This is a genomic window from Micromonospora sp. NPDC048947, assembly GCF_040649495.1.
Taxonomy (GTDB): Bacteria; Actinomycetota; Actinomycetes; order Mycobacteriales; family Micromonosporaceae; genus Micromonospora; species Micromonospora alfalfae.
Genome location: NZ_JBEZFO010000040.1, coordinates 1 through 24,631 on the forward strand (window position 1 = coordinate 1; position 24,631 = coordinate 24,631).

21 protein-coding genes are annotated in these 24,631 nt (G+C 70.1%); 12 read left to right on the plus strand and 9 right to left on the minus strand.

All coding sequences use genetic code 11. The features are described 5' to 3' along the window. Positions 1 to 652 precede the first annotated feature (652 nt). On the minus strand, positions 653 to 907 hold the full coding sequence (locus AB0B98_RS32335) for an SCO4848 family membrane protein (protein ID WP_196920212.1): 255 nt from the start codon (positions 905 to 907) through the stop codon (positions 653 to 655). A 149-nt stretch (positions 908 to 1,056) separates the two neighbouring features. Here AB0B98_RS32335 and AB0B98_RS32340 point away from each other — a divergent pair, with 149 nt between their 5' ends. From AB0B98_RS32340 to AB0B98_RS32365, 6 genes are all read left to right on the plus strand, one after another. Continuing rightward, positions 1,057 to 1,527, plus strand: a complete 471-nt coding sequence (locus tag AB0B98_RS32340; protein ID WP_357367585.1) for a PRC-barrel domain-containing protein — start codon at positions 1,057 to 1,059, stop codon at positions 1,525 to 1,527. 269 nt (positions 1,528 to 1,796) lie between these two features. Further along, entirely contained in the window at positions 1,797 to 2,855 is a 1,059-nt protein-coding gene (trpS, locus tag AB0B98_RS32345; RefSeq protein WP_357367587.1) for a tryptophan--tRNA ligase, read from the plus strand. A gap of 23 nt (positions 2,856 to 2,878) precedes the next feature. After that, a complete protein-coding gene (locus tag AB0B98_RS32350; protein WP_357367589.1) occupies positions 2,879 to 4,213 on the plus strand; it encodes a low temperature requirement protein A in 1,335 nt (444 codons plus the stop codon). 120 nt (positions 4,214 to 4,333) lie between these two features. Then, positions 4,334 to 4,681: a YciI family protein gene (locus AB0B98_RS32355; protein WP_357367612.1), complete on the plus strand. Its 348-nt coding sequence runs from the start codon at positions 4,334 to 4,336 to the stop codon at positions 4,679 to 4,681. A gap of 2 nt (positions 4,682 to 4,683) precedes the next feature. Continuing rightward, positions 4,684 to 5,940: a sigma-70 family RNA polymerase sigma factor gene (locus tag AB0B98_RS32360; protein WP_357367591.1), complete on the plus strand. Its 1,257-nt coding sequence runs from the start codon at positions 4,684 to 4,686 to the stop codon at positions 5,938 to 5,940. A gap of 16 nt (positions 5,941 to 5,956) precedes the next feature. Beyond that, positions 5,957 to 6,547: an HAD family phosphatase gene (locus AB0B98_RS32365; protein WP_357268346.1), complete on the plus strand. Its 591-nt coding sequence runs from the start codon at positions 5,957 to 5,959 to the stop codon at positions 6,545 to 6,547. Between the two features lie 4 nt (positions 6,548 to 6,551). Here AB0B98_RS32365 and AB0B98_RS32370 read toward each other — a convergent pair whose 3' ends face one another. Then, positions 6,552 to 7,523, minus strand: coding sequence for an NADP-dependent oxidoreductase (locus tag AB0B98_RS32370; protein ID WP_238668958.1), 972 nt, complete (start codon positions 7,521 to 7,523; stop codon positions 6,552 to 6,554). A gap of 237 nt (positions 7,524 to 7,760) precedes the next feature. Between AB0B98_RS32370 and AB0B98_RS32375 the strand changes: the two genes are divergently transcribed. After that, the gene (locus AB0B98_RS32375; RefSeq protein ID WP_357367593.1) at positions 7,761 to 8,456 is read left to right on the plus strand and encodes a YoaK family protein; all 696 of its coding nucleotides are present in this window, start codon (positions 7,761 to 7,763) and stop codon (positions 8,454 to 8,456) included. Positions 8,457 to 8,468: 12 nt separating this feature from the next. Here AB0B98_RS32375 and AB0B98_RS32380 read toward each other — a convergent pair whose 3' ends face one another. The 3 genes from AB0B98_RS32380 to AB0B98_RS32390 form a co-directional block, all read right to left on the minus strand. Next, on the minus strand, positions 8,469 to 9,536 hold the full coding sequence (locus tag AB0B98_RS32380; protein ID WP_357367595.1) for a DUF916 domain-containing protein: 1,068 nt from the start codon (positions 9,534 to 9,536) through the stop codon (positions 8,469 to 8,471). An 89-nt stretch (positions 9,537 to 9,625) separates the two neighbouring features. Next, on the minus strand, positions 9,626 to 11,599 hold the full coding sequence (locus AB0B98_RS32385) for an FN3 domain-containing metallophosphoesterase family protein (RefSeq protein ID WP_238668955.1): 1,974 nt from the start codon (positions 11,597 to 11,599) through the stop codon (positions 9,626 to 9,628). A gap of 144 nt (positions 11,600 to 11,743) precedes the next feature. Continuing rightward, complete coding sequence (locus tag AB0B98_RS32390; protein WP_357367597.1) at positions 11,744 to 12,802, minus strand: HupE/UreJ family protein; 1,059 nt, start codon at positions 12,800 to 12,802, stop codon at positions 11,744 to 11,746. 340 nt (positions 12,803 to 13,142) lie between these two features. Between AB0B98_RS32390 and AB0B98_RS32395 the strand changes: the two genes are divergently transcribed. Both AB0B98_RS32395 and AB0B98_RS32400 read left to right on the plus strand, forming a co-directional pair. After that, on the plus strand, positions 13,143 to 13,805 hold the full coding sequence (locus AB0B98_RS32395; protein ID WP_357367599.1) for a hypothetical protein: 663 nt from the start codon (positions 13,143 to 13,145) through the stop codon (positions 13,803 to 13,805). Between the two features lie 145 nt (positions 13,806 to 13,950). Further along, positions 13,951 to 16,515 carry a hypothetical protein gene (locus tag AB0B98_RS32400; RefSeq protein WP_357367601.1) on the plus strand — a complete coding sequence of 855 codons (2,565 nt, stop codon included), beginning with the start codon at positions 13,951 to 13,953 and terminating at the stop codon, positions 16,513 to 16,515. Positions 16,516 to 16,547: 32 nt separating this feature from the next. Here the strand turns inward: AB0B98_RS32400 and AB0B98_RS32405 are convergent, their stop codons facing one another. From AB0B98_RS32405 to AB0B98_RS32415, 3 genes are all read right to left on the minus strand, one after another. Next, positions 16,548 to 17,243, minus strand: a complete 696-nt coding sequence (locus tag AB0B98_RS32405) for an RICIN domain-containing protein (RefSeq protein ID WP_357367603.1) — start codon at positions 17,241 to 17,243, stop codon at positions 16,548 to 16,550. Beyond that, complete coding sequence (locus AB0B98_RS32410) at positions 17,236 to 17,736, minus strand: sigma-70 family RNA polymerase sigma factor (protein WP_091396991.1); 501 nt, start codon at positions 17,734 to 17,736, stop codon at positions 17,236 to 17,238. Before AB0B98_RS32410 ends, AB0B98_RS32405 begins: the two co-directional genes overlap by 8 nt. A 100-nt stretch (positions 17,737 to 17,836) precedes the next feature. Continuing rightward, positions 17,837 to 18,043, minus strand: coding sequence for a hypothetical protein (locus AB0B98_RS32415; protein WP_357268328.1), 207 nt, complete (start codon positions 18,041 to 18,043; stop codon positions 17,837 to 17,839). A 96-nt stretch (positions 18,044 to 18,139) separates the two neighbouring features. Here AB0B98_RS32415 and AB0B98_RS32420 point away from each other — a divergent pair, with 96 nt between their 5' ends. After that, positions 18,140 to 21,148 carry a S8 family serine peptidase gene (locus AB0B98_RS32420; protein ID WP_357367605.1) on the plus strand — a complete coding sequence of 1,003 codons (3,009 nt, stop codon included), beginning with the start codon at positions 18,140 to 18,142 and terminating at the stop codon, positions 21,146 to 21,148. A gap of 70 nt (positions 21,149 to 21,218) precedes the next feature. On the opposite strand, the gene AB0B98_RS32425 is transcribed toward AB0B98_RS32420, so the two are convergent. After that, positions 21,219 to 21,974 carry an SDR family NAD(P)-dependent oxidoreductase gene (locus AB0B98_RS32425; protein WP_357367607.1) on the minus strand — a complete coding sequence of 252 codons (756 nt, stop codon included), beginning with the start codon at positions 21,972 to 21,974 and terminating at the stop codon, positions 21,219 to 21,221. A gap of 302 nt (positions 21,975 to 22,276) precedes the next feature. Here AB0B98_RS32425 and AB0B98_RS32430 point away from each other — a divergent pair, with 302 nt between their 5' ends. Both AB0B98_RS32430 and AB0B98_RS32435 read left to right on the plus strand, forming a co-directional pair. Then, positions 22,277 to 23,764 carry an MFS transporter gene (locus AB0B98_RS32430; RefSeq protein ID WP_357367609.1) on the plus strand — a complete coding sequence of 496 codons (1,488 nt, stop codon included), beginning with the start codon at positions 22,277 to 22,279 and terminating at the stop codon, positions 23,762 to 23,764. Positions 23,765 to 23,874: 110 nt separating this feature from the next. Next, complete coding sequence (locus AB0B98_RS32435; protein WP_357367611.1) at positions 23,875 to 24,474, plus strand: class I SAM-dependent methyltransferase; 600 nt, start codon at positions 23,875 to 23,877, stop codon at positions 24,472 to 24,474. Positions 24,475 to 24,631 lie beyond the last annotated feature (157 nt).

Below are 24,631 nucleotides of genomic sequence, written 5' to 3' on the forward strand. Positions count from 1 at the left end.
CATAATTGGCACTGGCTTTACAAGCACCCTGTTGAGTTCTCAAAGAACAACCACACACCGACCAGAAGCCCCACCACGTGGAACCCCAACCGGGGTTTTTCGTACCGCGTCCCCGCCGCTCTCGCGCCGGGCACTTTTACTACGTTACCTCACCGTCTTCGCCGTGTCAAACCGTGTGTCCCGGTCTGTCATGCTTCGTACGGGTCAGCGCCGGCGCACTCACGCAGCAGCGAACCGCTGCGTCAGGTCGTCGGATTCAGCAGACCGGCCGCTGCGGTTTCCCGCAGTCTCGCCCGGTTCCCTGCCGGTCGTGAACCTTACCCGGTCGGCTTCGCCGCACCAAATCCGCCTCGCGGCCGATCCGGCGAGCCCCGCCCGGACCGCGTCTCCCAGGAGCGAACCCCTGCTTGACCCGGTTGCCATCCCGTTTCGGTGCTCTAGGACCTTCGTCCCGTTTGCCCCGTTCCGCGCTGGCAGAGAGAAAGTTACGCGTCTGCGGGTTTGATCGTCAAATCCACGGGTAGCGGCGCGCGTCACATTCGCTCGTCCGAACAGTTTCCCCAGGTCAGAACCGTTGGCCGGCGACGAGGGCTCGGAGACTGCCCGCAGGAGGGGTACCGACCGGCCTGATCCGCAGCAGCGGCGTGGGCGATCAGGACGGCTGCCGCCGCCGGGTGGCGAGCCAGGCCCGGACGCCGAGGACGCCCGCTGTGGTGCCGATTGCCAGGGACGCGGCGATCAGCAGCGCGTGCACCCACAGGAAGCTGGTGGCCGCGCCGTCCGCCACAGTGCCGGACGCCCAGGACCGCGGGTCCTGCCAGATGGCCACCGCGAACCTCGGCCAGATCACCCAGGTCCAGACGCCGACTCCGACCAGGAAGAGACTCCACCCTCGCGACAGCACCATGGCAGCCGAGTATGCCAGCGCACCTGCTCACCGGATCGGCTGCGCGGAATCGAACGCCCTGCCACACCTGGACAGGAGCTTGTTTCCGGCGTCAGCGGGGTGGGCACTGCGAAGGGGGACAGCTGAGGACCGTCCCTTGGAGGTGCCCCATGCAACCCTCGATCTTCAACCCCTGGGCCTGGCGTGATCCGTCCGCCCTGGCCGGCGGCTTTACCCAGACCACCCCCTCGGTCACCCCTCCGGAGGGTCAGGAGGGTGGACACGACGGCCCGGATGCCCCCGGCCCGGGTACGCCCGTCGACCTGGTGGGTTACCAGGTGCAGGCGAGCGACGGGCGCATCGGCACCATCGACGAGACGAGCGACGAGGCGGACGCCGGGCACCTGGTGGTGGACACCGGGCCGTGGATCTTCGGCCAGAAGGTGCTGCTGCCGGCCGGGACGGTCGACCGGGTGGATCACCAGGAACGCGTGGTGCACGTCGACCGGACCCGCCAGCAGATCAAGGACGCGCCACCGTTCGATCCGGTTGCTGCCGACCAGGAGTACCGGGAGCGCGTCGGCGCCTACTACGCCGACAGCTACCTCCCCCCTCCCGGCGCCATCCCGCGGGTAATCTGAGGCAGTGGTCCGGACGGGCAGCTGCGCATCCGAGGCGGTCGACCTGGTCGACGGCCGTGTCTTCGGTGCCGTGCCCGAGATCCCGAGCAGCTCCGGCGATGGCCGTGAGCAACTTCTGAACGTCCTCCGTGCCGGTGGTCTGCGGTTTCGCGCCGGCGCGCGATGGCGGGCGACTCGCTGAGTCGATCCCGCTGACCGAGCAGGGCTGAGTCAGCCCTGCTCGCCGCGCGCCCACGCGTGACCCACCTTCGGATACGAGAGGCACCACCATGTCCGTCGCACGAATGCTCACCGGCGACCGGCCCACCGGCCGCCTGCACCTCGGCCACTACGTCGGCAGCATCGCCAACCGGGTACGGCTGCACCGGAGCTACGAGAGCTTCTTCATCATCGCCGACCTGCACATGCTCACCACCCGCAACCGCCGGGAGGACATCGACCAGGTCTCCGGCAACGCCCGCGAGATGGTGACCGACATCCTCGCCGCCGGCGTCGACCCGGACCGGGCCACCTTCTACCTCCAGTCGGCCATCCCCGAGGTCGGCGACCTCAACACCCTCCTCCAGAACCTGGTGACCGTCCCCCGGCTGGAACGGGTGCCCTCGCTCAAGGACATGGCCCGCGACGCCGGCAAGGAGGAGATGCCGTACGGGCTGCTGGGTTATCCGGTGCTCCAGGCCGCGGACATCCTCTGCGTCAAGGGGGAGGTGGTGCCGGTCGGCCGGGACAATGCCGCCCACGTCGAGGTGACCAGGGAGATCGCCCGGCGGTTCAACCACCTGTACGGCCCCGTCTTTCCGGTGCCGGAGTTGATCCCGGCGGACACACCGAGCCTGGTGGGGACCGACGGCGCCGCCAAGATGAGCAAGAGCAGGGGCAACTCGATCGCGCTCTCCGACGACGCGGCGACGGTGCGTCGCAAGGTGCTCGGCATGTACACGGATCCGAACCGGGTGCGGGCCGACGTGCCGGGCACTGTGGAAGGCAATCCGGTCTTCGCGTACCACGAGGTCTTCAATCCGGACCGTGACGAGGTGGCCGACCTGGCCCGGCGGTACCGGGCCGGGCAGGTGGGTGACGTGGAGGTCAAGGAACGGCTGATCGTCGCGCTGGAGGGGTTCCTGGCGCCGATCCGGCAGCGCCGGGCCGAGATCGAAGCCGACCGGGGCCTGGTCGACCGGCTGATCGTCGAGGGTACGGAGCGGACCCGCCAGGAGGTACGCCAGACGGTGTTCGAGGTACGCCGGGCGATGGGGCTGACCGGGGCGTACCAGCAGGTGCGGCGGCGGGCTGAGCGGAGCCGCCGCCGGACGGACGCCTCGACCTGAGGCCGGGGCGTCCGTCCGGCGGCGTGATCAGCGTGGCCCTCGGCCGGTCCGGCCAGCTCGACGGCACGGTCGCCGGCACGGTGCGAGCGCTGCGGGACCTGATGTTCGGCGGCACACCGCCGGCCGAGATGACGCAGAATGCGAGAATGGGGAGGATTATCGGCATTCACCCGGTTCCGGCGGGGGTGACGCACCGGACCACGATGTTCGAGATCTTCTTCGATCTGGTCTTCGTCTTCGCACTCACCAGGGTCATCACGTTCATGGCGGGGTCGCCGAGCGCTGTCACCCTGGCGCAGGGGCTGCTCCTCCTGCTCCTCCTGCTGTACTCCTGGTCGCCGTACATCTGGGTCGGAAACCTGGTCCGGCCGGATGTCGGCCCGGTCCGCGCGGTCACCCTGGTCGCGATGGCGGCGATCTTCGTGGCCGCGCTGGTGCTGCCGGACGCCTGGCAGCAGAGCCCGGAACTGTTCGATGCGCCGTTGACTCTCGCCCTGGCCTACGTGGTCGGCCGGGCCGTGCAGCTCGTGATCTTGTTCTGGGCGAGCACGACGAACCCTCCGCTGCGGTCGACGCTGCGGTTCTTCGCCGTGCCGGTGTTGCTGGGCTGGGTCCCGCTGATCATCGGTGCCCTGCTCGGCGGTGCAGCCCAGACGGCGCTCTGGACTGTCGCGTTTCTGCTGAACATCGGCGGCGCCCGGATCGCGTCCACCTTCCGGCCGTGGCAGTTGCGCAGCGTGGACCACTTCAGCGAGCGGTTCGGCCTGGTGCTCATCATCGCGCTGGGTGAGTCCCTGATCTCTGCCGGCGCAGGTCCGAGGGCGATGGCGCCTGTCGGCTCCGCCCTGGTGGCCGCACTGCTCGGCCTCACCTGCACGGTCTGCCTGTGGTGGCTCTACTTCGATCGGCTGGCGTCCTCCGCCCGCGAGGCGGTCAGCAACGTGCCGGGTGAGCGACGGGCCCGCGTGGCCGGCGACGCGTACGGCCTCGCGCACTCCACCCTGATCATCGGCGCCATCTACGTCGCGCTCGGCATCGAGGAGGTGATCGCCCAGCTCACCGAGGAGTCGGCGCACCCGGGCCGGCTGGGCTGGGAGGCCGCTACCGCGCTCTACGGCGGTGCCGCCCTCTACCTGCTCAGCAGGTTGGTCTTCCGCAGGCTGACAGTTGGCGCGGTGTATCCGACGCAGATCGTCGCCGGGCTGCTGCCGCTGGCGGTGCTGCCCATCGGCAGATCCGTGCCGCCACTGGCGGCGCTCACGGTGCTGACCGCCCTTCTGGTCGGAGTGACCTGGTTCGAGCGACGGCTGGACGGACGCGCCGAACGACCCGACCCAGCGCAACCGCGCCTCTCCTGAGCACAGCCGACACGGCCCGGCCAAAAAGATCTGCCACGCCGTGTCGATATCACCGGCCCGCGTTCGTCGTCATGCTGTACGGCGACCCGCCGCACCGAGAGGAGCCGAAACGTGAAGTACATGCTGCTGTTCATGAGCCCGATGGTTGACGGGGAGGTCGTCGACAACGGGTGCAGCTTCGAGGACTGGATCCGCTACGACCGGGAGATGAAGGACGCCGGAGTCTGGGTCTCCGGGCATCCCTTGCAGGACCTGACCACCTGCACCACGGTGCAGGTCAACCCGGACGGCGAGCGCACCATCACCGACGGGCCGTTCGCCGAGACCCGTGAGCTGCTCGGCGGGTACGACGTCATCGACGTGCCGGACCTCGACGCCGCGCTGGACTGGGCGGCCCGCAGCCCCGGAGCCGTCGGCACCGGATCGGTCCAGGTCCGTCCGATCTTCGAGATCGACGCGCAGGTCTGACAGTGCAGGGTGAGGGGGCAGCCGTCGGGTCGTCGGTGGAGGCGGTGTTCCGGGAGGAACGCGGTCGGCTGCTCGCCTCGCTCGTGCGCCGCTTCGGCGACCTCGACCTGGCCGAGGAGGTCACCTCCGAGGCCATCGAGGCGGCGCTGACGCACTGGCCGGCCGACGGCGTCCCGAGCCGGCCGGGCGCCTGGCTGCTCACCACGGCTCGGCGTCGGGCGGTGGACCGGCTGCGGCGGGACCGGGTGCTGGCGACCCGGCTCGCCGTACTGCAGGCGGAGGCCGAGCGGGCCGATCACGCGCCACCCGCCGACGCGGACCGCGACCTGCCCGACGACCGGTTGGCGCTCTTCTTCACCTGTGCGCATCCGGCGCTGGCCGCGCAGGATCGCGGCGCGCTCACCCTGCGGTTCCTGGCCGGCCTCACGACCACCGAGGTCGCGCGGGCCTTCCTGGTGCCGCCCGCCACCATGGCCCAACGACTCGTCCGCGCCAAACGGAGGATCCGCGACGCGCGTATCCCGTTCCGGGTGCCGGGACCCGACGAGCTGCCCGGTCGTCTGCCCACGGTGCTCCAGGCCGTCTACTCGGTCTTCACCGAGGGGTACGCGGCCAGCTCCGGCCCGGATCTGCAACGGATCGACCTGGCCGAGGAGGCCATCCGGCTGGGCCGGATCCTGCGCCGGCTGCTGCCGGCCGAGCGGGAGGTCGCCGGGCTGCTCGGTCTGATGCTGCTGGTCCACGCCCGGCGGGACGCGCGTACCGGGCCGGACGGCGCCATGATCCTTCTCGACGACCAGGATCGGAAACGCTGGGACCGTCAGATGATCGAGGAGGGGCGCGGGCTGGTGGTGGTCGCGCTGACCGGCCGAGCGCCGGGGCCGTACGGCGTGCAGGCCGCCATCGCCGCGCTCCACGACGAGGCCGCCGACGTGGCCAGCACCGACTGGCCGCAGGTGGTGGCCCTCTACGACGTGCTGCTCGGTCTGGTGCCCTCACCGATCGTGGCGCTCAACCGGGCCGCCGCGGTCGCCATGCGGGACGGGCCGGCGGCAGGGCTCGCGCTACTCGACGAGTTGGCCGACGAGCCCCGGCTGCGCGGCTACCACCCCTATCCGGCGGCGCGGGCCGACCTGCTGCGCCGGCTCGGCCGGTACGACGAGGCCGCTGCCGCGTACCGCAGCGCGTTGACGCTGGTCGGCACCGAACCGGAGCGCGCGCACCTGCTCAGCCAGCTGAGAGCCGTCACCAGCGAGTGAGCTGTACCCTTCCCGGGTGAGTCTGCCGCTGCCTCCCGGACCGTTCGCCGCGTACCTGTTCGACTGCGACGGCACCATCGTCGACTCGATGCCGCTGCACTACCTGGCCTGGCAGCGGGCCCTGGCGGAGTGGGACTGCGAGTTCCCCGAGGACCTCTTCTACGCCTGGGGTGGACGGCCCACCGCCGACATCATCGTCGCGCTGAACGAGCAGCAGGGTCTTGCCATGCCGGTGGCGGCCGTCGTCGAGCGCCGGGAGAGCTACTACCAGGAGTTGCTGCCGCAGCTCGCCGCCGTGCCCGAGGTGCTGGCGCACATCCACGACGCACACCGACGGGTCCCGTTCGCCGTCGTCTCGGGCAGCACCCGCGCGTCGGTCACCGCCTCCCTGGAGGCGCTCGGCCTGCTGGACCGGTTCGACGTGCTGGTCTGCGCCGACGACTACACCCGTGCCAAGCCCGATCCGCAGGCGTTCCTGCTCGCTGCGGAGCAGCTCGGCGTACCCCCGGAGTCCTGCCTGGTCTTCGAGGACACCGACCTGGGCATCCAGGCCGCGACGGCGGCCGGCATGGCTTCGGTACGTGTGCCGCAGCAGCGCACGCCCTGACGTGTCAGGCGACAGTCAGCAGGAGCTTGCCGGCGTAGGACGTCTGTAGGCGCTGGTGCGCGTCCCGCACCTTGCCCAGCGGGAACTTCTCCGCGACGTGCACGACGAACGGCCCGGCCTCGATGAGTTCGTTGAGGCGCTGCAACTGTCGAGGGCTCGACTCGCCGTCGTACGCCCGGACCATGACGCCCGGCCGCTCCTGCGGCTCCGGCCGCACCCCGTGGGCGAACGCGACCACACCGCCGTCGGCCAGCGCCTCGGTGAGCCGGTCCAGCGTCGCGCCGCCGGCCATCGCCAGGATGGCGTTCACCCCGCCCGGCGCGGCGTCCCGGATCCGGGTCAGCACGTCGGTCATGTCGCCGTGGCCGTCGAGGGACACGTCGGCGCCGAGCCTGGTCACCAGCGCGACGCCGTCCGCCCCGGACGCCACGGCGATCACGTTCAGCCCCTGCCGCTTCGCCAACTGCACGGCCAGGTGACCCTGACCGCCGCTCGCACCGAAGATCAGCAGCCAGTCGCCGGCCGACAGGCTGATCGCGTCGAGTCCGGCCAGCGCGGTCAGCGCATCGGTGGGCATGGCTCCGGCGTGCTCGGCGGGCACACCGTCGGGCATCTTCGCCGCGTACTCCGCCTTGACCGACGCGTACTCGGCGTAGAAGCCACCCTTCGGACGGGTGGTGGCGGAGACGTAGACCAGGTCACCCACCACCAGACCGGTCACCTTGCTGCCGGCGGCGATGACCGTTCCGGCACCGTCGGAGCCGGGCACGATCGGGAGCGCCGAGCCCTCCGGCACCAGCACACCCTCACGCTCGTACGCGTCCCACACCCCGACGCCAGCGCTCAAGACCTTGATCAACACTTCGTCGTCGGCGACCTGCGGGATCGGCAGCTTCCGCAGGGTGATCACCTCCGGCCCGCCGAACTCGTCGAAGGCCGCGGCCTGCATCCGCTCTGGCACATCCCCGTCAACCATGTGGATTCCCTCTCCGTGCCGGCGTCACCGTCGCAGCATGCCGGCTCGGGAACGGGCGTGGCCCGGGGCCGAGCGTCGTTCACCCACAAGGACGAACGCCCGCGTCCGGTGGGCCTGGCCGGGCGTAACCGGGGTGGGCACGGGAATGTCCGCGTACCCGCCGGGCGCGAGCGCCGGCGCGTTCGACGTTGAGGCCGGGCGCGTCGCGCTGGCCGCACTACCGACGGAAGGGGCATCGTGCACGCTCCGTCGACGCGGGCCACGGCCTGGCTCCTGGTGGCACTCGCCACGGCCTCCGGCTGCCTCGACGTGATCTGTCTGACCAAGCTCAACGGCTACTTCGCCAGCGTGATCACCGGCAACCTCGTGCACTTCGGCCACGCGCTCGCCACCGCCGACACCAGGTCGCTCGCCGGGGCGGTGGTGGCGGTTGGCGGGTACGCGGCGGGCGTGGCCGCTGCCACCGTGCCGTTGCGCCACACCCCGCCGGGTTGGAACCGCCGTACCGCTGTGGTGACGTCGGCCGAGGCGGTGCTGCTGCTCGGCTTCACTGTGGGCTGGTTCGCCTGCTCGGCACGTCCCGGGTACGGCTTCGGGCTCGTGCTGCTGGCGATGGCGGCCGTGTCGAGCGGCATCCAGAGCGTGATCACCGTGGCCGCCGGCGTACGGGGTGCGTCGACCACCTACCTGACCGGCTCGCTGACCGAGTTGGTCCGGCGTCGCGTCGTCGACCCGCACCGGTTCGCCGACGTGGGTGGCGTCGGCCGGCTGGCGGGGCTGGTGGTCGGCGCCGTGCTCGGCACCGTGGTGCTGCGTACGGCCCCGACCTGGGCATCAGTGCCGGCGGCGGTGCTGGTGATCGCCGTGATCGCGCTCGCGATCGGCCTGACCCAGCGGGTGGGAACCGCCGCCGGCCGAAGCCAGCCGAGGTGAGCGGAGCCGCGGTCAGGAGGTCTGCGGCTCCGGGCCACGAAGCGCCTGCTCGACGGCGTCGCGTACGCGGGCGTCCTCGCGCGCCTTGCTCTGCGCCCGGTTGCGGCGTCGGTACAGGTACCCCCCGACGAGCACGGCGATCAGCACGACGAGCACCAGCACCAGCACCCAGGGCAGGGCCCAGCCGTGCGCGGTGACCTCGACCGGCTTGAGCGAGGTGGTGGAGCCCGAGGCGTCGGTGAGCAGGGGTGTCACTGTCGCCGTCGCGGCCAGCGAGATGGTGGGAGCCACCCCGTGTACGGGCACCGTCACGTCCCAGCTCTCACCCGGAAGCAGCTCCGGCGGCGCGGCGACGTCCTCGGCCCGCACCCGCAGCAGGCCGAACGGGCCCGAGACGGTGACCGCCTGCTTGCCGGACAGAGCCGCGTTGCCGACGTTGCGGACCTTGTAGGTGATGGTGGCGTCACCCTTGCTGAACGGGTTGGTCGGCCCGGCGTACGTGACGTGGAGGTTCTCGATCGCGAGGTTGGGCTTCAGCTCGCCGCCCACCCGCAACTTGATCCGGATACCGAGGCGCCGGTCGACGTTGATCCCCTCAGCCTGGTCGGCCTGCGTCAGCGTGGTGAGGATGCCACCGACGTAATCCCCGGGCGTGGCGTTCTCCGGAACGTTGACGGCGAAGGGGACCTGGGCGGTCTTTCCGGGCTGGATCACCACGCTGCCGGCGTTCGGCTTCACCCAGGCGCCGATCGCGATCGACTTCTTGTCCTTGGTGAGCAGGTCGAGCTGGCCGGCGTCGGTGGTGAAGCCGTCGGCCGCGTACACGGAGAGGGTCAGCGGTGCCGGGCCGCGGTTGGCCACCACCATGGCGTCCTCGACGGCGCCGCCCGGGTTGACGTTGTAGCTGTAGCTGGACCGGGCCTCGCCGTAGCCGTTGGAGGCCGTCCGGACCGTCCAGGCGACGTTACCGTCCGCCGCCAGGGCGGGGCCGGCGCCGACACCGACGGCCGCGACGACGGCGAGCAGGGACAGTGCGGTGGTACGAAGGGCTGTCTTCCAGCGCGTTACGGACGGTTGCATCTCAAGTCCTTGTGGTGATCTTGGTAGTGGGTGAACCGGTGGCGGGGTAGGCCCCGAAGGTGCCTACCCCGCCGAATGGAACAGTCCGGTCAGCTGCTCAAGGCAGTGATCGTGAGGGTGGTGCGGTAGCTGCCCTTCGCGATGCTGTCCGGGATCTTCAGGTCCAGGTCAGCGCCGAGCTTGGCGCCACCACGCGGGTGACCCTGCGCGGCTGCGGCGAGCGCACTGGAGACCGAGAGGCCCTTGCCCTGGTCGTCGAGGGACGACAGGACCGGGGCGCCGGCCTCGGCGCCCGCGCCGGCGTCGAGCACGTACGGGTTCCAACCGAGGTAGGAGCCGGAGAACTTCTTGTCGGCGTCGGAGAAGTCGCCGACGTTGGCCGAGATCGACCACGGGGCGAGCGACCGGCGGCTGTCCGACACGAGGATCGGGTTGATCTTGCCGTTGGCCTGGAAGTAGGTGCCGTTGCGCTCCTGCGCGGTACCCAGGTCGACGAGGCCGTTGTAGCCGTCGATCGTCCAGCCGAACTCGCCCGGAGCCGGGTTCGGCACGTTGACCTGGATGGCCTGGCCGTCACCGTGGAACGGGTGCACCGTCACGTTGTCGACGATCGAGCCGACCGGCTGACCGTCAGGGGTGTTGACGCAGGAGAGGCCCTTCTCGACGGCCGCGTTCGGCGCGGCGCAGGTGCCGCTGCGAACGTTCGCGAGAACCAGCTTGTCGCCGCGAACCTGCACCTTGACGTAGCTGCGCACGTGCTCCTGGTTCTGCACGGAGTTGTACCAGTACTTGTTCGGGTCCAGCGGGTCCGGGCCGTTGCCACGGATGCCGGTGCCGGTGGTGTCCGGCTTCTTGATGTCGTAGTACTTCGAGCCGGAGGCCGAGTTGGCCGTCACGTAGATGACGCCGCCCGGGCCGGGGAACACGTCGGCAGCACCCGGCTGCTCGGCCGGGTTCTCCTTCTGGCCGTTCTTGATGGAGTAGCTGCGGGTGTAGCTGTGGTCGTGGCCCTGCAGGACCATGTCGACGCCGAGGTTGGAGAACGCGGTGGTGAAGTCTTCCCGCCGCTGCTTGTTGTCGGTGTCGGTCGCGTGGCTGGCCGGCGAGTAGATGGAGTGGTGGTAGACCAGCACCTTCCACTTGGCCTCGGAGCCGTGCTTGTTGATGACGTCGGTGACGTACGCGACGTGCGCCGCGTCGCCGCCGGCCGAGCCGTCCGCCGGGTTGACGTAGCTGTTGCTGTTCAGGTCGATGAACAGCACATCCTTGTGGATGAACCAGTAGTCGCCGCCGGACCGGGTCGCCTGGTCCCCGTTGTAGTACTGGGACGAACGGTCGGTGTTCGGGGTGAAGTGGTGCTGCTCGTAGGACTTGCCGCCGACGTCGTGGTTGCCGATGGTCGCGACGAGGGGAATCTGACGCAGCTGCTCGGGGGCCAGGAACGAGGTCCACTGACCCTCGTCGTTGGCGCTCTCGACGTGGTCGCCGGCGGAGACCAGCAGCTCGGCGTTCGGGTTGGCCGCGGTGGCGACCTTCAGGGTGTCCTCCCAGCCGGCTTGGTCCTTCAGCCGGTCCCCGGAGGAGCCGATCTGCGGGTCGCCGAAGAACAGGAAGTCGTAGTCGCCCTCGAAGTCCTGCGTCTTGAAGGCGTACGCCGGGGACCAGCTGCCCTCGGCGCCGACCCGGTACGAGTACGCCGTCTTCTCACGCAGGTTGCTGATCGTGGCGTGCCGGTTGAAGCCGGTGGTCGAGGTGTTCGCGGCACCGACGGCGTCGAAGCTGACCGCGCCGGCCGGGAACTCGCCGTTGACGATCTCGGCGGTCGGGGCGAGCTGGATCTTCTGCGCGGTGTCGGCGGAGGAGTACCAGCTCACGATGCGCTGGGTCTCATTGGCGCCGACGCCGAGGACCACACCGGTGATCGTGGTGGACTCGGCCGCGCTCGCAGTGGCCATCAGGCCACTGCCGAGGGCCGCGCCCATTCCGAGGAAACCGGCTGCGACCCCGGCGACCAGGCGCCGCCGCACGAGCGCGGAGGCCCGTGTCGAGGTGCTCAATGTCATCGACATTGTTCCCTTTTCAAATAGAGAAATGGATTGTGCCTTCACCCGACGCTGGGGAAGCAGTTCCACGGTTTCGTCGCCCGATGAACCGATCATGAACGTGATCTTGCGAAAGACTGCACTTCACGAACTACTTAGCCCTGCTCATGATCCAGAAATGCGCTGCACAAACCAGATCAACCCCATAATGGACACCCCCACAGAAACGGCCCCGGTCGCCCAGAGGCCGGCTTTCGGCGCACGACGGCGCAGCACGAACAGCAGCGGAAAGACGAGAGCGATAATCGTCAACTGAACGACCTCGATGCCGACGTTGAACACCAGCAACGACCACAGCAGGGTCCACGACCACGCCTCGTCGATACCCAACGCGCCCGCGAATCCGAGGCCGTGCACGAGGCCGAAGCAGAACACCACGCCGAGGCGGATCCAGCCGGCCCGATCCAGGCCGAAGTGGCCGCGCTCGGCCGTCTCCAGGTCGGTCGCGTGCTCACCGCGCCGCCAGATGCCCCACAGGTGCCAACCGGCGACGACGGCGATCGACAACGCGATGATCGGCTCCACGATCACCCCCGGCACCTCGACCAGGCCGAGCGCGGCGAGCAGGAACGTCACCGAGTGCGCCAGTGTGAAGCTGGTGGCCGCGAGCACGATCTCCCGAAGCCGCCGAGACCCGGCGATGAGCGCCAGCAGGAACAGGATGTGGTCGATCCCGGTCAGCAGATGCTCGGCACCCAGGAGGAAGAACTCGCCGAACCGCTCGTACCAGGCCTGTGCGGTCGAGAAGGACGGGTTGGCGGCGTCCAGCGCCGCACTGCCCGAACGGCCGTCGATCTCGTAGGTGACGATCGTCTTCGTGCCCTTGACGTAGCCCTCGCCATCAGGAAAGAGGCCACTGCGCACCACGTGCTCGTCGACCCGCTCCGGGCAGGTCCAGTCGAGCAGCAGGTTCGCGTACGGCACGCCCTCGCGCTCACCGATCGTCGCGTCACCCACCTGCGTCGGCAGGCAGGCCGCACCCCGGGAACTCACCGCGAACCGGTCGGAGACGTACCGGAGAACCGCCGACGCGTGACCCTTCAGTGCGGCGGCCTGGGCGGCGGTGTCGCCCGCCTCGAACGCGGCGGTTCCCGCCCGGAAGAGCGGGTCGTCGTCGCCGGCATCCGCGGCGGAGACGACGAGGAGGTCGTATTCGAGCTCCACGCCGGTCCGAATGTGACCCTCATCTCCCGCTGCAATTTTCGCGTACACAGTCGACGAGAAGCCGTGGGCGGACGCCGGTGAGGTGCCCAGAAACGGAACAACCGCTGCGGCGAACCCGACAGCGGCGACGATAACGGTACGACGGATGCGGCCTGACATTCGACTCCCTCGGTTGGCCAGTGCACGTTGCATGTCGTGGGTGAACACCAACCCGCGCACCGACGAACCGCCGGAGAACAACTTCCCCGAACGACCGCCCACCGATTACCGGTGACCGGAATTGAGATAGGAATACGAAGAAGTACGCGCACTTTCCGCCACCACCCGGAGGACGATCACCTTGCGCCCCCCGCTTCGGGCCGTTGCCATGCTGGCCGCGACCGCCGCGCTGGTCACCGCCTGCAACTCCAGCGACGACTGGTCCGAGCCACGTCCGGCGCCCAGCGCCATCGGCACTCTCGGCAGCGGGTTCGTCGACCCCTCGACGAAGCCCGCGCCGGAGGCGACCATCACCCCGCAGCCCGGCTCGTGGGCCGACGTCCACCCGCCGAAGGACTACCGGGTCGTTCTGCTGACCAGCGGTGCGGACAACCCGACCAAGGCCCTCGTGACGGCGGTGGAGGAGTGGGCCGACGACGAGCACGTCGATCTGAGGACCATCGTCGTCGGCAATGCGCACGACGCCGTTCCCAGCATCGCCAAGGCGATGGAGATGGGCCCGGACCTCATCGTCAGCGCGGGCAACGACCTCATCGACGGGCTCGCGCTGGTCACCCCGAACCACCTGGACGAGAAGTTCCTCGTGGTCGGCGCGGAACTCGCCGAGCCCACCCACAACGTCACAGCTGTCGACTGGGACGGCGCGTCGTTCCGTGGCGAAGGGCTCGGGATGTCCTCGACGTACGACCCGAACTCGTTCACAGCGGACCGGTGCGCGGCGGCCATCCGGGCGGGCGTCGCCGCGGTCCTCAACGATCTGACCGGGCTCGTGGTCTGGCTCTGACACACCGGAGGGCTCCCACGCCGGTAGCCCGGTCGCCGCGCCCGTTCGGCTGATTCTCGGACCGGAAAGACGGGCTGCCGTGGATCAGCCCGGCGTGCGATCCTCTACCGATTGATCATGATCGGACCGGTAGTGGAGGCAGGGTTTGAGTACCGCTTCGCGCATTCACCGACGGATGGTGTCGCTGGGCGTCGCCGTGACGCTCGTCTGCGGCGCGGCGGTGGGGCTCACCTCCGCCACCGCCACCGCGGCGGCGAGCGCACCGACCGATCTCAAGACCGCCGGTAGTCCCTGCGCCAGCGCCGCCCCGGGGCCGTACCTGAACCCGAAACGCTTCGGCAGCGCCGAGGCCGTCTCGCTACAGGGCACCCACAGCGGTACGCCGCGGAGCGGACGGCAGGCGGACTTCCAGGTGTGGGACGTGACCGACCCGGCACGACCGCAGCAGTGGCTCGTCGAGATGGGCGAGGAGAGCAACACCGTCTACGTCCAACTCGAGGACGAGTCGCGGCAGCTCGACGGCGTCACGTACGCCTGGCGGGTGCGTGTCCTCGACGGCGCGGACGCATCGCCGTGGAGCAACACGTGCCACTTTACCGTCGACCGCAGCGGAGGCAGGGCACCAACGGTCACCTCGACCGATTACCCGGCCAGCGGTTGGGCCGGCAGTGGCGCGATCGGTGTTCCCGGCACGTTCACCCTGACCTCGGCCTCCGCCGACACCGTCAGCTACCTCTACGAGTTCTACTCCGGCGAGCTGCCTGACGAGTACCAGGAATCCACTGTCGACGCTGACGGTCTCGGAGGGCCGGCGGTCGTCACGTTCACGCCCAAGGCAGCCTCTCTCCACTCACTGACGGTTCATGCCGTCGACCGCGCGGGAAACAGGTCCGAACGGGCGGTTCACACGTTCCATGTCAAGGAGACCCGACCGGAGGTCTTCTCCGCCGCATACCCGGAGTCGACACCAAACCAGGATTACAACGTCGGCGTACCGGGCGCGTTCGAGTTCCGGGCCACGGTCGCCGGCACGGCTTCCTTCGCGTGGCAGATCGACGAAGGCGGGCCGTCCGGCACCGTTACGGCGGATGCCAGCGGGAAGGCGACGGCGATGATCGCCCCGACCCGTGGCGGCCGGCAGACCCTGTACGTCCACAGCGTCACGCACGACGGCACCGCCCACGCCCCGCGCGCCTACGCGTTCGCTGTGGACGACGCCCCGGTTCTCACCGGTGACACGCGTGGGGAGGTGACGATCGGTTCATCGCTCACCATCCACCTCGCCCCGCGCGCGCCGCAGGTGGTGGAGTACCTGTACTGGCCGGAGTACTCGGGCCTGGACGAGCGGCCGGTGGTGAAGACCACGTTGGCGGCCCGTCCGGGCGGCAGCGCCGACCTGGTCTGGACCGCCACCGAGACCCGCGTCGACGGCCTGCGGATCCAGAGCCGGAGCGCGGACGGCACCCTGTCCACCCCTCGCTGGCTGAACGTAACGGTCGACGGTGCGGCACCGACCGTGACCCGCACCGGCAGCACGGCGACCGGCACCTCGTCCACCTTCACCGCGCACAGCTCGATGGCCGACATCGTCGATTACGTGGCGACGCTGAACGACGACGACAGCACGAAACAGGTTCTCCGTCCGTCCGCCAACGGCAAGGTCACCTTCAGCTTCAGCACGATGGTGATCGGCCACAACTACGTGAGCGTCATCGCCCGTAACGCCGCTGGCGTACCGACGGAGAGGGGCACCCAGGTCTGGACGACGACGGACGAGCCGCAGGTCAGTTCCGTCGACTTCCCGGAGAACGGCAGCGGCCGACTCGCCACCGGCACCTTCACCTTCAGCTCGTACCTGCCCGACACCGTCGGCTACCGCTACTCGATCAACAGCGGGCCGGACGTGACCGTCCCGGCCCGCGCCGACCGCACCGCGCAGGTGACCTGGACGCCGACGGCCGAGGGTGCCCACCGTCTGCGGGTCACCCGGCTCAGAGCCGACGGCGTTTGGTCCCGAACGTTCAAGGACCACCGGTTCGCGGTCGCCAACGCTGTCACCACTGTCGAGTCCGTCGCTCCGGGCACCGTGCCCTCCGGTGACCTGAGGACGATCACCATCCACGGGACCCACTTGCACCAGGACGACAAGGTCGAGGTGAGCCCCTACCGCACGATGCCGATCCGGGCCTGGGTGAAGACGGTCTCGGCGGACCGCCGGACGCTCACCGCCGAGGTGGATCTCAGCGGCGCAGTGCTCGGTCCGGCCACCCTGACCCTGCACCCGTACGGGACGCTCAAGCCGCTGGTCCTGGCCAACGCGTTCACGATCGGCCCACCCCTGCCCCCGCCGATGCAGTCGGTCCGGCCACCCACCATCAGCGGCACGATGGCGGCCCGTGGCACCGTCACGGTGGACCCGGGCGAATGGACGCCCAGCGCGCAGCGCTACTCGTACCAGTGGTCAGCGAACGGCGTCAAGATCGGGAACGCGAACGGCTCGACCTTCACGATCCCTGTGGCGCTGCTAGGGCAGCGGCTGACGGTCACTGTCACGGCCAGCCGGGACACTTACACCTCGACCACCGTCACCTCGGCCGCCGTCGTGGTCGACAGGATGATCTGGCTTCCCCGCCCGTCGAAACTCGACCCACGCCCGCCGAAATTCGACCCGGACGCGACGGGGTCGAAATCGCGTCGTCTCCCGACCTGACCGGAACGGACGCGACAGGGCCGGCCCCGCGCTCAGCGTGGGGCCGGCCCTTCGTCCTCGAACTCGTACGTGGTGGTGAGACCCTCGGGCAGGTCGGGGACCAGCGCGTTGGTGCCGTCGACCACCTGGACGTAACGCTTGCCCTGGAAGATCGAGTAGCTGCCGTCCGGCACCTGATCGATCCGGAAGAGCTGCGTCGAGGCGGCGGCATCACACGCCCGGCCGCGCACGCTGCCCGGCGCGGCGTCGTGCACGACTGTCAGGCAGATCGCGTCGGCACCGGACGCCAGGAGGATCCGGTACCTGTCGCCCTCGGGGCGCAGCACCCACAGCGCCCGATCGTCGATGCCCTGTTCGGTGGTGGCCCGCACCTGATCGCCGTCGCTGTCGATCGCCAACGCTGCCCCACGCATGCCGGGCAGCACGATCTGGACCTGCCGCCGTCCGCCGAGGATCTCCTGCGGTCCCGCCGAAGCGGTCCCGGAAGGGACCACTGGCGGTGCGACCTGGGAGGCCGGACCGCCGCCAGGCGTCTCGACGGTGTCGCGCACCTGCACCACAGCGGTGCCGGCGGCGAGGGCCACCACGGCCAGTCCAACTGCACCGACGGCCGCCCGACGCCGCCGACGCCTGTCGCTGCGGTGCCGCAACGCCTGTGCCCCCGGCAGCGTGGTGACTCGCCGGACCTCGTCCACGATCGCGGTGAGATCGTCGCGCGGATCAGCCATGGGAGGTCTCCTCCTGGTGCGCATCGGTCAGCAAGCCGGCCATCGCTCTCCGCCCACGGGCGAGGTACGTCTTCACGGTTCCGACGGGGGCCTGCATCTCGGCTGCCACCTCCGCGACGCTGAGGTCGTTGAGATGGTGCAGCACGACAGCCCGCCGCTCGTTGGCGCTCAGCCGTTGCAGCGCCTGCAACAGCGCGACGTGGTCCTCGTTCAGCCCGGGCACGCCCTGGTCGACCGCTGCCCGGCGGTGCGCGCGTACCCGGTTGAACGCCTTGCGCCAGCTGCTCACAGCGATCCGGGAGGCCACCCGACGGACCCACGCCTCCGGACTGTCCGTCTCCCGCACCGTCGCCCATCGCTGCCAGGCCCGCATGAACGCCTCGGCGACGGCGTCCTCCGCCTCGGCGCGGTTGCCGGTGAGCGCGTACACGTGACCCACGACCCGACCCGCACAGGCCGCGTAGAGGGCGTCGAACTCTTCGGCGTCACGCATCCGACCGGTGCCCTCCCATGCCTCGTCCCCTGGTCACCGCCGCATGGAACTCGCCAGGGTGGACCGGTCACGTCGGCGCGGGGCGTGATTGTGGCCTCTGTCACACCACTGTGATCAACCTGACGACCCGGTCGGGCGTCATCGTGCCGACCCGGGAGACGCCCGTGGCGGAGAGGACGATGTGCGACGACGGCAACGACGCGCCCTGACAGCCGGCGTACTCGCGACAGCGCTGGTTGCGGCGGGCCTGATCGCCCAACCGGCGAACGCGCAGGAAACGCCGACGCCCACGGCCCCTGGCACCCACGGAACATTCACCCTGATCACCGGTGACCGGGTTTCGCTGGACGCGGCGGGACGACCACAGATCCAGCGCGGGCCCGGTCGGGCCGGAATGCGGTTCGTGAGCAGCCGGGAGGACGGCCACCAGTACGTCATCCCGGTGGACGCGATGCCGCTGGTGCGGGACGGACGGCTCGATCGACGCCTGTTCGACCTCAGCACGCTCGGCAAGTTCGGCTACGACGACCGGGCAGCCGAACTGCCGCTGCTGGTCGCGTACCCCGAGAACATGGCGGCGCGGGCACGGACCGCGACCACCGGGGGTGCCGGGCGGGTGCGGGCCGACCTCCCGGCCGCGCACGCGCTCGCGGTCCGGGCGGACCGGGACGACCGGGTGACCCTCTGGACGTCACTCACCCGAGGTACGTCGTCCGCGCGCACCCTCACCGCGGGGGTCACCCACATCTGGCTGGACGGTAAGCGCACTGTCTCCCTCGATCGCAGCGTGCCGCAGATCGGTGCCCCGGCGGCGTGGCAGGCCGGTTTCGACGGCACCGGCGTCACCGTCGGAGTGCTGGACACCGGGATCGACGCCAGCCACCCCGACTTCGCCGGCCACCTCGCCGAGGTCCGGGACTTCACCGGCGGCAACGACCCCGCCGACTCGGTCGGCCACGGCACCCATGTGGCGTCGACGATCGTCGGCAGCGGCGCCGCCTCCGAAGGCAGGTACCGCGGTGTGGCACCGGGGGCGAAGCTGCTCGTCGGCAAGGTCTGCGCCACCACCGAGTGCCAGGACTCGGACATCATCACCGGCATGCAGTGGCTCGCGCCGCAGACCCGGGTTGTCAACCTGAGCGTGGGCGGCGACGACGCACCCGGCCTCGACCCGCTGGAGACCGCGGTCCAGGAACTGAGCCACCGGTACGGCACCCTCTTCGTTGTCGCGGCCGGTAACGAGGGGAAGCCGAAGTCGGTCTCCTCGCCGGCCTCCGCCGACGACGCTCTCGCCGTCGCCGCCGTGGACGCCGACGACCAGCGGGCCTACTTCTCCAGCCGGGGTCCGCGCGTCGGCGACAACCACATCAAGCCCGAGATCAGCGCGCCGGGCGTCGACATCGTGGCCGCCGCCCCCGGCGGCGACTACGCCACCATGTCGGGTACGTCGATGGCGACCCCGCACGTGGCCGGCACCGCAGCGATTCTCGCCGGGCAGCATCCGGACTGGACCGGCCCGCAGCTCAAGGCCGCCCTGATGGACTCGGCAAAGCCGACCGGCGAGGACACCATCTACGAGCAGGGCGCCGGCCGGGTGGACATCGCCCGCGCTGTCGCCCAGCCGGTCGCCGCCGACGTCGCCGCCATCGACTTTCCGGTGCAGCGTTGGCCGCACGCCGACGACAGCCCGATCACCCAGGTCGTCGGCTACCGCAACACGGGGACCGCGCCGGTCACACTGACGCTGGCCATCGCTCCGGCCCCGGCCGGCATGCTCACCGTCAGCCCGACCACACTTGTGGTGCCGGCCGGTGGCCGCGCCGAGGCGACGATCACGGTGGACACCAGGGTGGACGCCCCGGACGGCGTCTACCAGGGCGCGCTGACCGCTACCGCCCCCGGCGACCTGCGGGTACGGACGCCATTCGTGCTGAACCGCGAGATCGAGAGCTACGACGTGCGGCTCAACCACACCGGACGCGACGGCAAGCCGGCCACCGAGTACACGACAGTGGCGGCGAACCTGGCCACCGGCGAGTTCAGCACCCTCCCCACCACACCGGGCGGCGGCGTCCTGCGGCTGCCCAAGGGGCGGTACGCGTTGTACAGCACCATCCACGAGGGTGCCGTGTCGACCCTGCTCGCGCAGCCGGTCCTCGACGTACGCGGCCCGGTCACCGAGGCTGTCGACGCCCGCAACGCCAAGCCCGTCGCGGTGACAGTGCCGCAGCGCGACGCCGCGCCGACCTCGATCAACGTGAGCGCCAACTGGGACGACGGCATGCGCTACCCGGGCGTCCAGCTCAGCGGAGTCTCCTTCACCGACGTCTTCTTCGGCCGACTCGGGCCCGCCGTCGCGGCACCCGAGTTCACCGCGACGCTGGGCGTCGGGCTCGCCCGACCGGGCAGGGACGGCACCTTCCGGAACAGCCCCTACACCTACGACCTGGCGTACGTCGCCAACGGCGACATGTTCACCGGCCTGACCAGGAAGCTGTCACCGAAGAACCTCGCCACGGTCAGGACGACCTACCGCAGCCAGTCCACGACGGCGACGGCCACCCGGTTCCACCGCGCGTCGGCGCCCGGAGGCGCGGGCCCGATCGGGTCGAACACGCCTGTCGACCTGCCGTTCAAGGGCACCGAGTACTACAACACCGACGGCGGCATCGTCTGGACGTCCACGTTCGTCGAGGGGGACAACCTCACTGCGCAGGATTCGACCTTCAGGTCTGGGCGTACGTACACCCAGACCTGGAACGCGGCCCCGTTCGGGCCCTCCGTGACCCAGGCGCCGACCCTGTCACCCCTGGGGTACGCGGGCCGCGACGGCGACACCATCTCGATCGCGTCGGTGCCCCTGTTCGGCGACGCGACCGGTCGCCCCGCGAGCCGTGACGACCAGCCGGTGCGGTTCCGGCTGCTGCGCGACGGTAAGGAGATCGGCACCTCGGACAGCCCGTGGGCCGAGTTCGCGGTGCCCGCCGGGAAGGCCACCTACCGGCTGGAGGCGACGGCCACCCGCGGCGCACCGGACACCCTGTCGACGTCGGTCTCGGTGGCCTGGACCTTCACCTCGGCGCACACCACGTCGCCGGAGCGGTTGCCTCTGAGCACTGCTCGCGCGACGCCAGTGCTCGACGACAGGAACACGGCACGGGCCGGCCGGGTCATGACGATCCCGGTGGCGCTGGACCGGCAGGCCGGCTCGAAGGCCGCACCCAACCGGATGCTCGCCGTGTCCGCGTCGTTCGACGACGGCCGGACGTGGGTCGCCTTGCCGGTGATCCGGAACGTCGCGCTGATCAGTCATCCGCGACGGGCCGGATTCGTCTCGCTGCGACTGACCGCCACCGACACCGCCGGCAACACCGTCACGCAGACGATTCAGCGGGCCTACCGGATCGCCTGACGCATTGCCCGGTCCGGGGTGGCGGCTGCTGGAACAGCCACCCCGGACCGGACCTCGGTGCCTCGACGCCTCAGGCGGTGAGGGCGCCGTCGATGGCGATGGACGCGCCGCTGATGAAGGTGGCCTCGTCGCTGAGCAGGAACGCGGTGAGCGCGGCGACCTCGTCGGAGGTGCCGGCTCGTCCGGTCGGCTGCGCCGACAGGTAGCGCTCGGCGATCTCCGGGGCCTGGCTGACCACGCCCTGCCAGAGCGGGGTGTCGATCAGGCCGGTGACCAGGGCGTTGACCCGCACACCGGAGCGCGCCACGTCCAGAGCCGCCGAGCGCGTCAGACCGATGACCCCGTGCTTCGCCGCGTTGTAGGCGGCCTGGGTCCCGTCGCCCTTCACGCCGGAGACCGAGGCGTTGTTGACGACCGCGCCACCGCCGGAGGCGATGATCGCCGGCAGCTCGTACTTGAGGCCGTAGAAGACGCTTGTCAGGTTGAGGGCGAGCGACCGGTGCCAGTTGTCGCTGTCGGTCTCGCGCACGCTGGCCATCGGGCCACCGCCGGCGTTGTTGAACGCGCCGTCCAGCCGCCCGTACTCCGTCACGGCGGCGTCGACGAGCCGCGCCATGTCCTCTTCGACAGTCACGTCGGTGGGCACGAAGAGGGCGCTGCCGCCCGCTTTCCTGATCCGCACGGCGACCTCCTCGCCCCGGTCCTTGTCCCGGGCGCCGATGACGACGCGGGCCCCTTCCGTGGCCGCCCGCTGGGCGAACGCCAGGCCCATGCCCTGCGTGCCACCGGTCACGATCAGCACCTTTGCTTCCAACCGTCCAGACATCTCGTCTCACATCCACTTCGACTGGTGAGCCGCCACGGGGGGCCCGTGGGGCTCTTCGTGAGACGGAACGCTAGCCTTTTCTGGAACGTTCGACAAAGTAACGGCACTCACAGGCGACGCCTTTGCAGGCCCTGCCTCCTCCCGATTTGTCGGCTCTAGGTGCCAAGCACGGCCGCAAGGGCCGGTAGATCACCGCGTGACAGCCCCGTAATCGTCGGCACAATCTTTGGCGGTCGTTCCACAACGTGGTTAACGTTGGGCGAGTCGCTCGAATCCTCGCAAAGCTCTCTTAAGGATCACTCATGCCCACAGGTCGCACCGCCCCGGAGTCCCAGCGGTGGAAGGCTCTGTTGTTCATCTCCATCGCTCAACTGATGGTGGTGCTCGACGGGGCGGTCATGAACATCGCGCTCCCCTCGGCGCAACAGGCGCTGCACTTCACCGACGGGAGCAGGCAGTGGGTGGTGACCGCGTACGGTCTGGCCTTCGGCGGTCTGCTGCTTGTCGGTGGCCGGATCGGCGACATGGTCGGGCGCAAGCGCACCTTCCTGATCGCGCTGGCCGGCTTCGCGATCGCCTCGGCCATCGGCGGCCTGGCCGTCAACGCCGCGATGCTGCTGCTCGCCCGAGCACTCCAGGGTGTGTTCGCGGCTCTGCTCGCGCCGGCCGCGCTCTCGTTGCTGTCCCTGTCCTTCACCCAGCCGAGGGAACGCGCGAAGGCGTTCGGCGTGTTCAGCGCGGTCTCGATCGCCGGCGGCGCTGTCGGCCTGATCGTGGGAGGGCTGCTCACCCAGTACCTGAACTGGCGCTTCGCGATGTTCGTCCTCGTGCCGATCGCGGTCATCGGGATGCTGGGCGCCAGTCGCACCGTCCACGACGACGGCGAGCGGCACCGCGCCCGACTCGACCTGCCCGGCGTGCTGCTGGCCAGCTCCGGACTCGTCGGCCTGGTCTACGGGTTCGGTGTCGCCGAGAGCCACGGATGGTCGGCCGGGGTGACCATCGGGTCGTTCACCGCCGGGGTGCTGCTGCTGGCGACCTTCGTCGTGGTGCAGGCGCGGGTCAAGTCCCCGCTGTTGCCACTGCGCGTCCTGACCGAACGCAACCGGGCCGCCGCGTACCTCTCGGTTGGACTTGCGATCGTCAGCATGTTCGGGATGTTCCTCCTGCTCAGTTACTACTTCCAGCAGGTCAAGGGATGGTCGCCGGTGCTGGCCGGTCTGGCGTTCATGCCGATGGCAGTGCCGCAGGCGATCGGGGCCACGCAGATCGGCGCTCGACTCGCGCACCGGATCGCCCCCCGGCCGATCATGGTCAGTGGGTATCTCGTCACAGCGGTGGGTCTGGTGCTGCTGGCAGTGCTCGACGCGGACAGCGGCTTCCTGGAGATCGCGTTCGCCGAAGCCGTGATCGGGCTCGGCATCGGCACCGCCTTCATGCCCGCGATGAGCATCTCCACCCACGGCGTCGAGCCCAAGGACGCCGGTGTCGCCTCCGCGATGATCAGCTCATCGCAGCAGGTCGGCGGGTCGATCGGCACCGCCCTGCTGAACACCATCGCGACCAGTTCGGCAGCCACCTACCTGGTTTCACACGGTGGCCCGGCGGCGCAGGCCCAGCAGCGGAACGAGGCGCTGATGCACGGTTACTCGGTCGCGTACTGGGTCGCCGTCGGCTTCGTGCTCGCGGCGGCCCTCGTCTCCGTGGCCATGGTGAACGCCGACGCCCCGAAGCACGTCCCGGCCCCGACGGACGCCCTCGGGGACGTCAGCCCGGTGCCCGTGCACTGACAGCTGTCGCACGTGTCGATCCGGTCCGGTGACCGAGGACACGGTGCACCGACTCCGCCGAGAGGGTGGAATCAGTGATGTGAGCAGAGAAGGCACCGGCGAGTGACGTCGTGAGGTCCACTCTTTCGACCCGCGATCCGGGTTCGTCCAGCGGTGACGCGACGCCGGCGGCGAACGAATCGTCCCGGGTGACGCCCGCCCACCGGCAGCGCTGGGCGGTGCAGATTATGGCTGTCGCGCCCGACGACCAGGTGCTGGAGATCGGCTGCGGTCGGGGAGCCGCCGTCTCCCTGGTCGCCGACCAACTCACCACCGGTCGGATCGTCGCCATCGACCGCGCCGCGACGATGGTGCGGCTCGCGACCGAACGGAACCTGAGCCACATCGACGCCGGCAGGGCCGAGATCCGGCGAGCAGGGTTCGAGTCGGCCGACCTGCCTACCGACCACTTCACCAAGATCTTCGCGGTGAACGTCAGCCTCTTCTGGTTGGGCGACGCGGCGCAGCAGATCGCTCGGGTGCGCAGCCTGCTGGCGCCGGGAGGACGGCTCTACGTCGTTGGCGAGCGCCCTACCGAAGCGCACGCCACCGCGAACCTCGCCGCGACCGAACTACTGCTCGAAACCCACGGTTTCGCCACGTCCACGTCGAGCGCCACCCGTGGTCAGGGCCAGGTGCTGACCTGTGTCACCGGCACGCTGATCCGGTGAGCCTGGGCCTGTCGCAGCGTTGACATGAGCCGGGCGGGGGGGGGGGGGGGGCCCCCCCCCCCCGGGGGGGGGGGGGGGGGGGTTGTGAAAATGGGAAGGTGTGGTGGGGTCGGAGGCCCCGCCGGGCGGGCGCAAGGCGGCGTAGGAACCCCGCGCG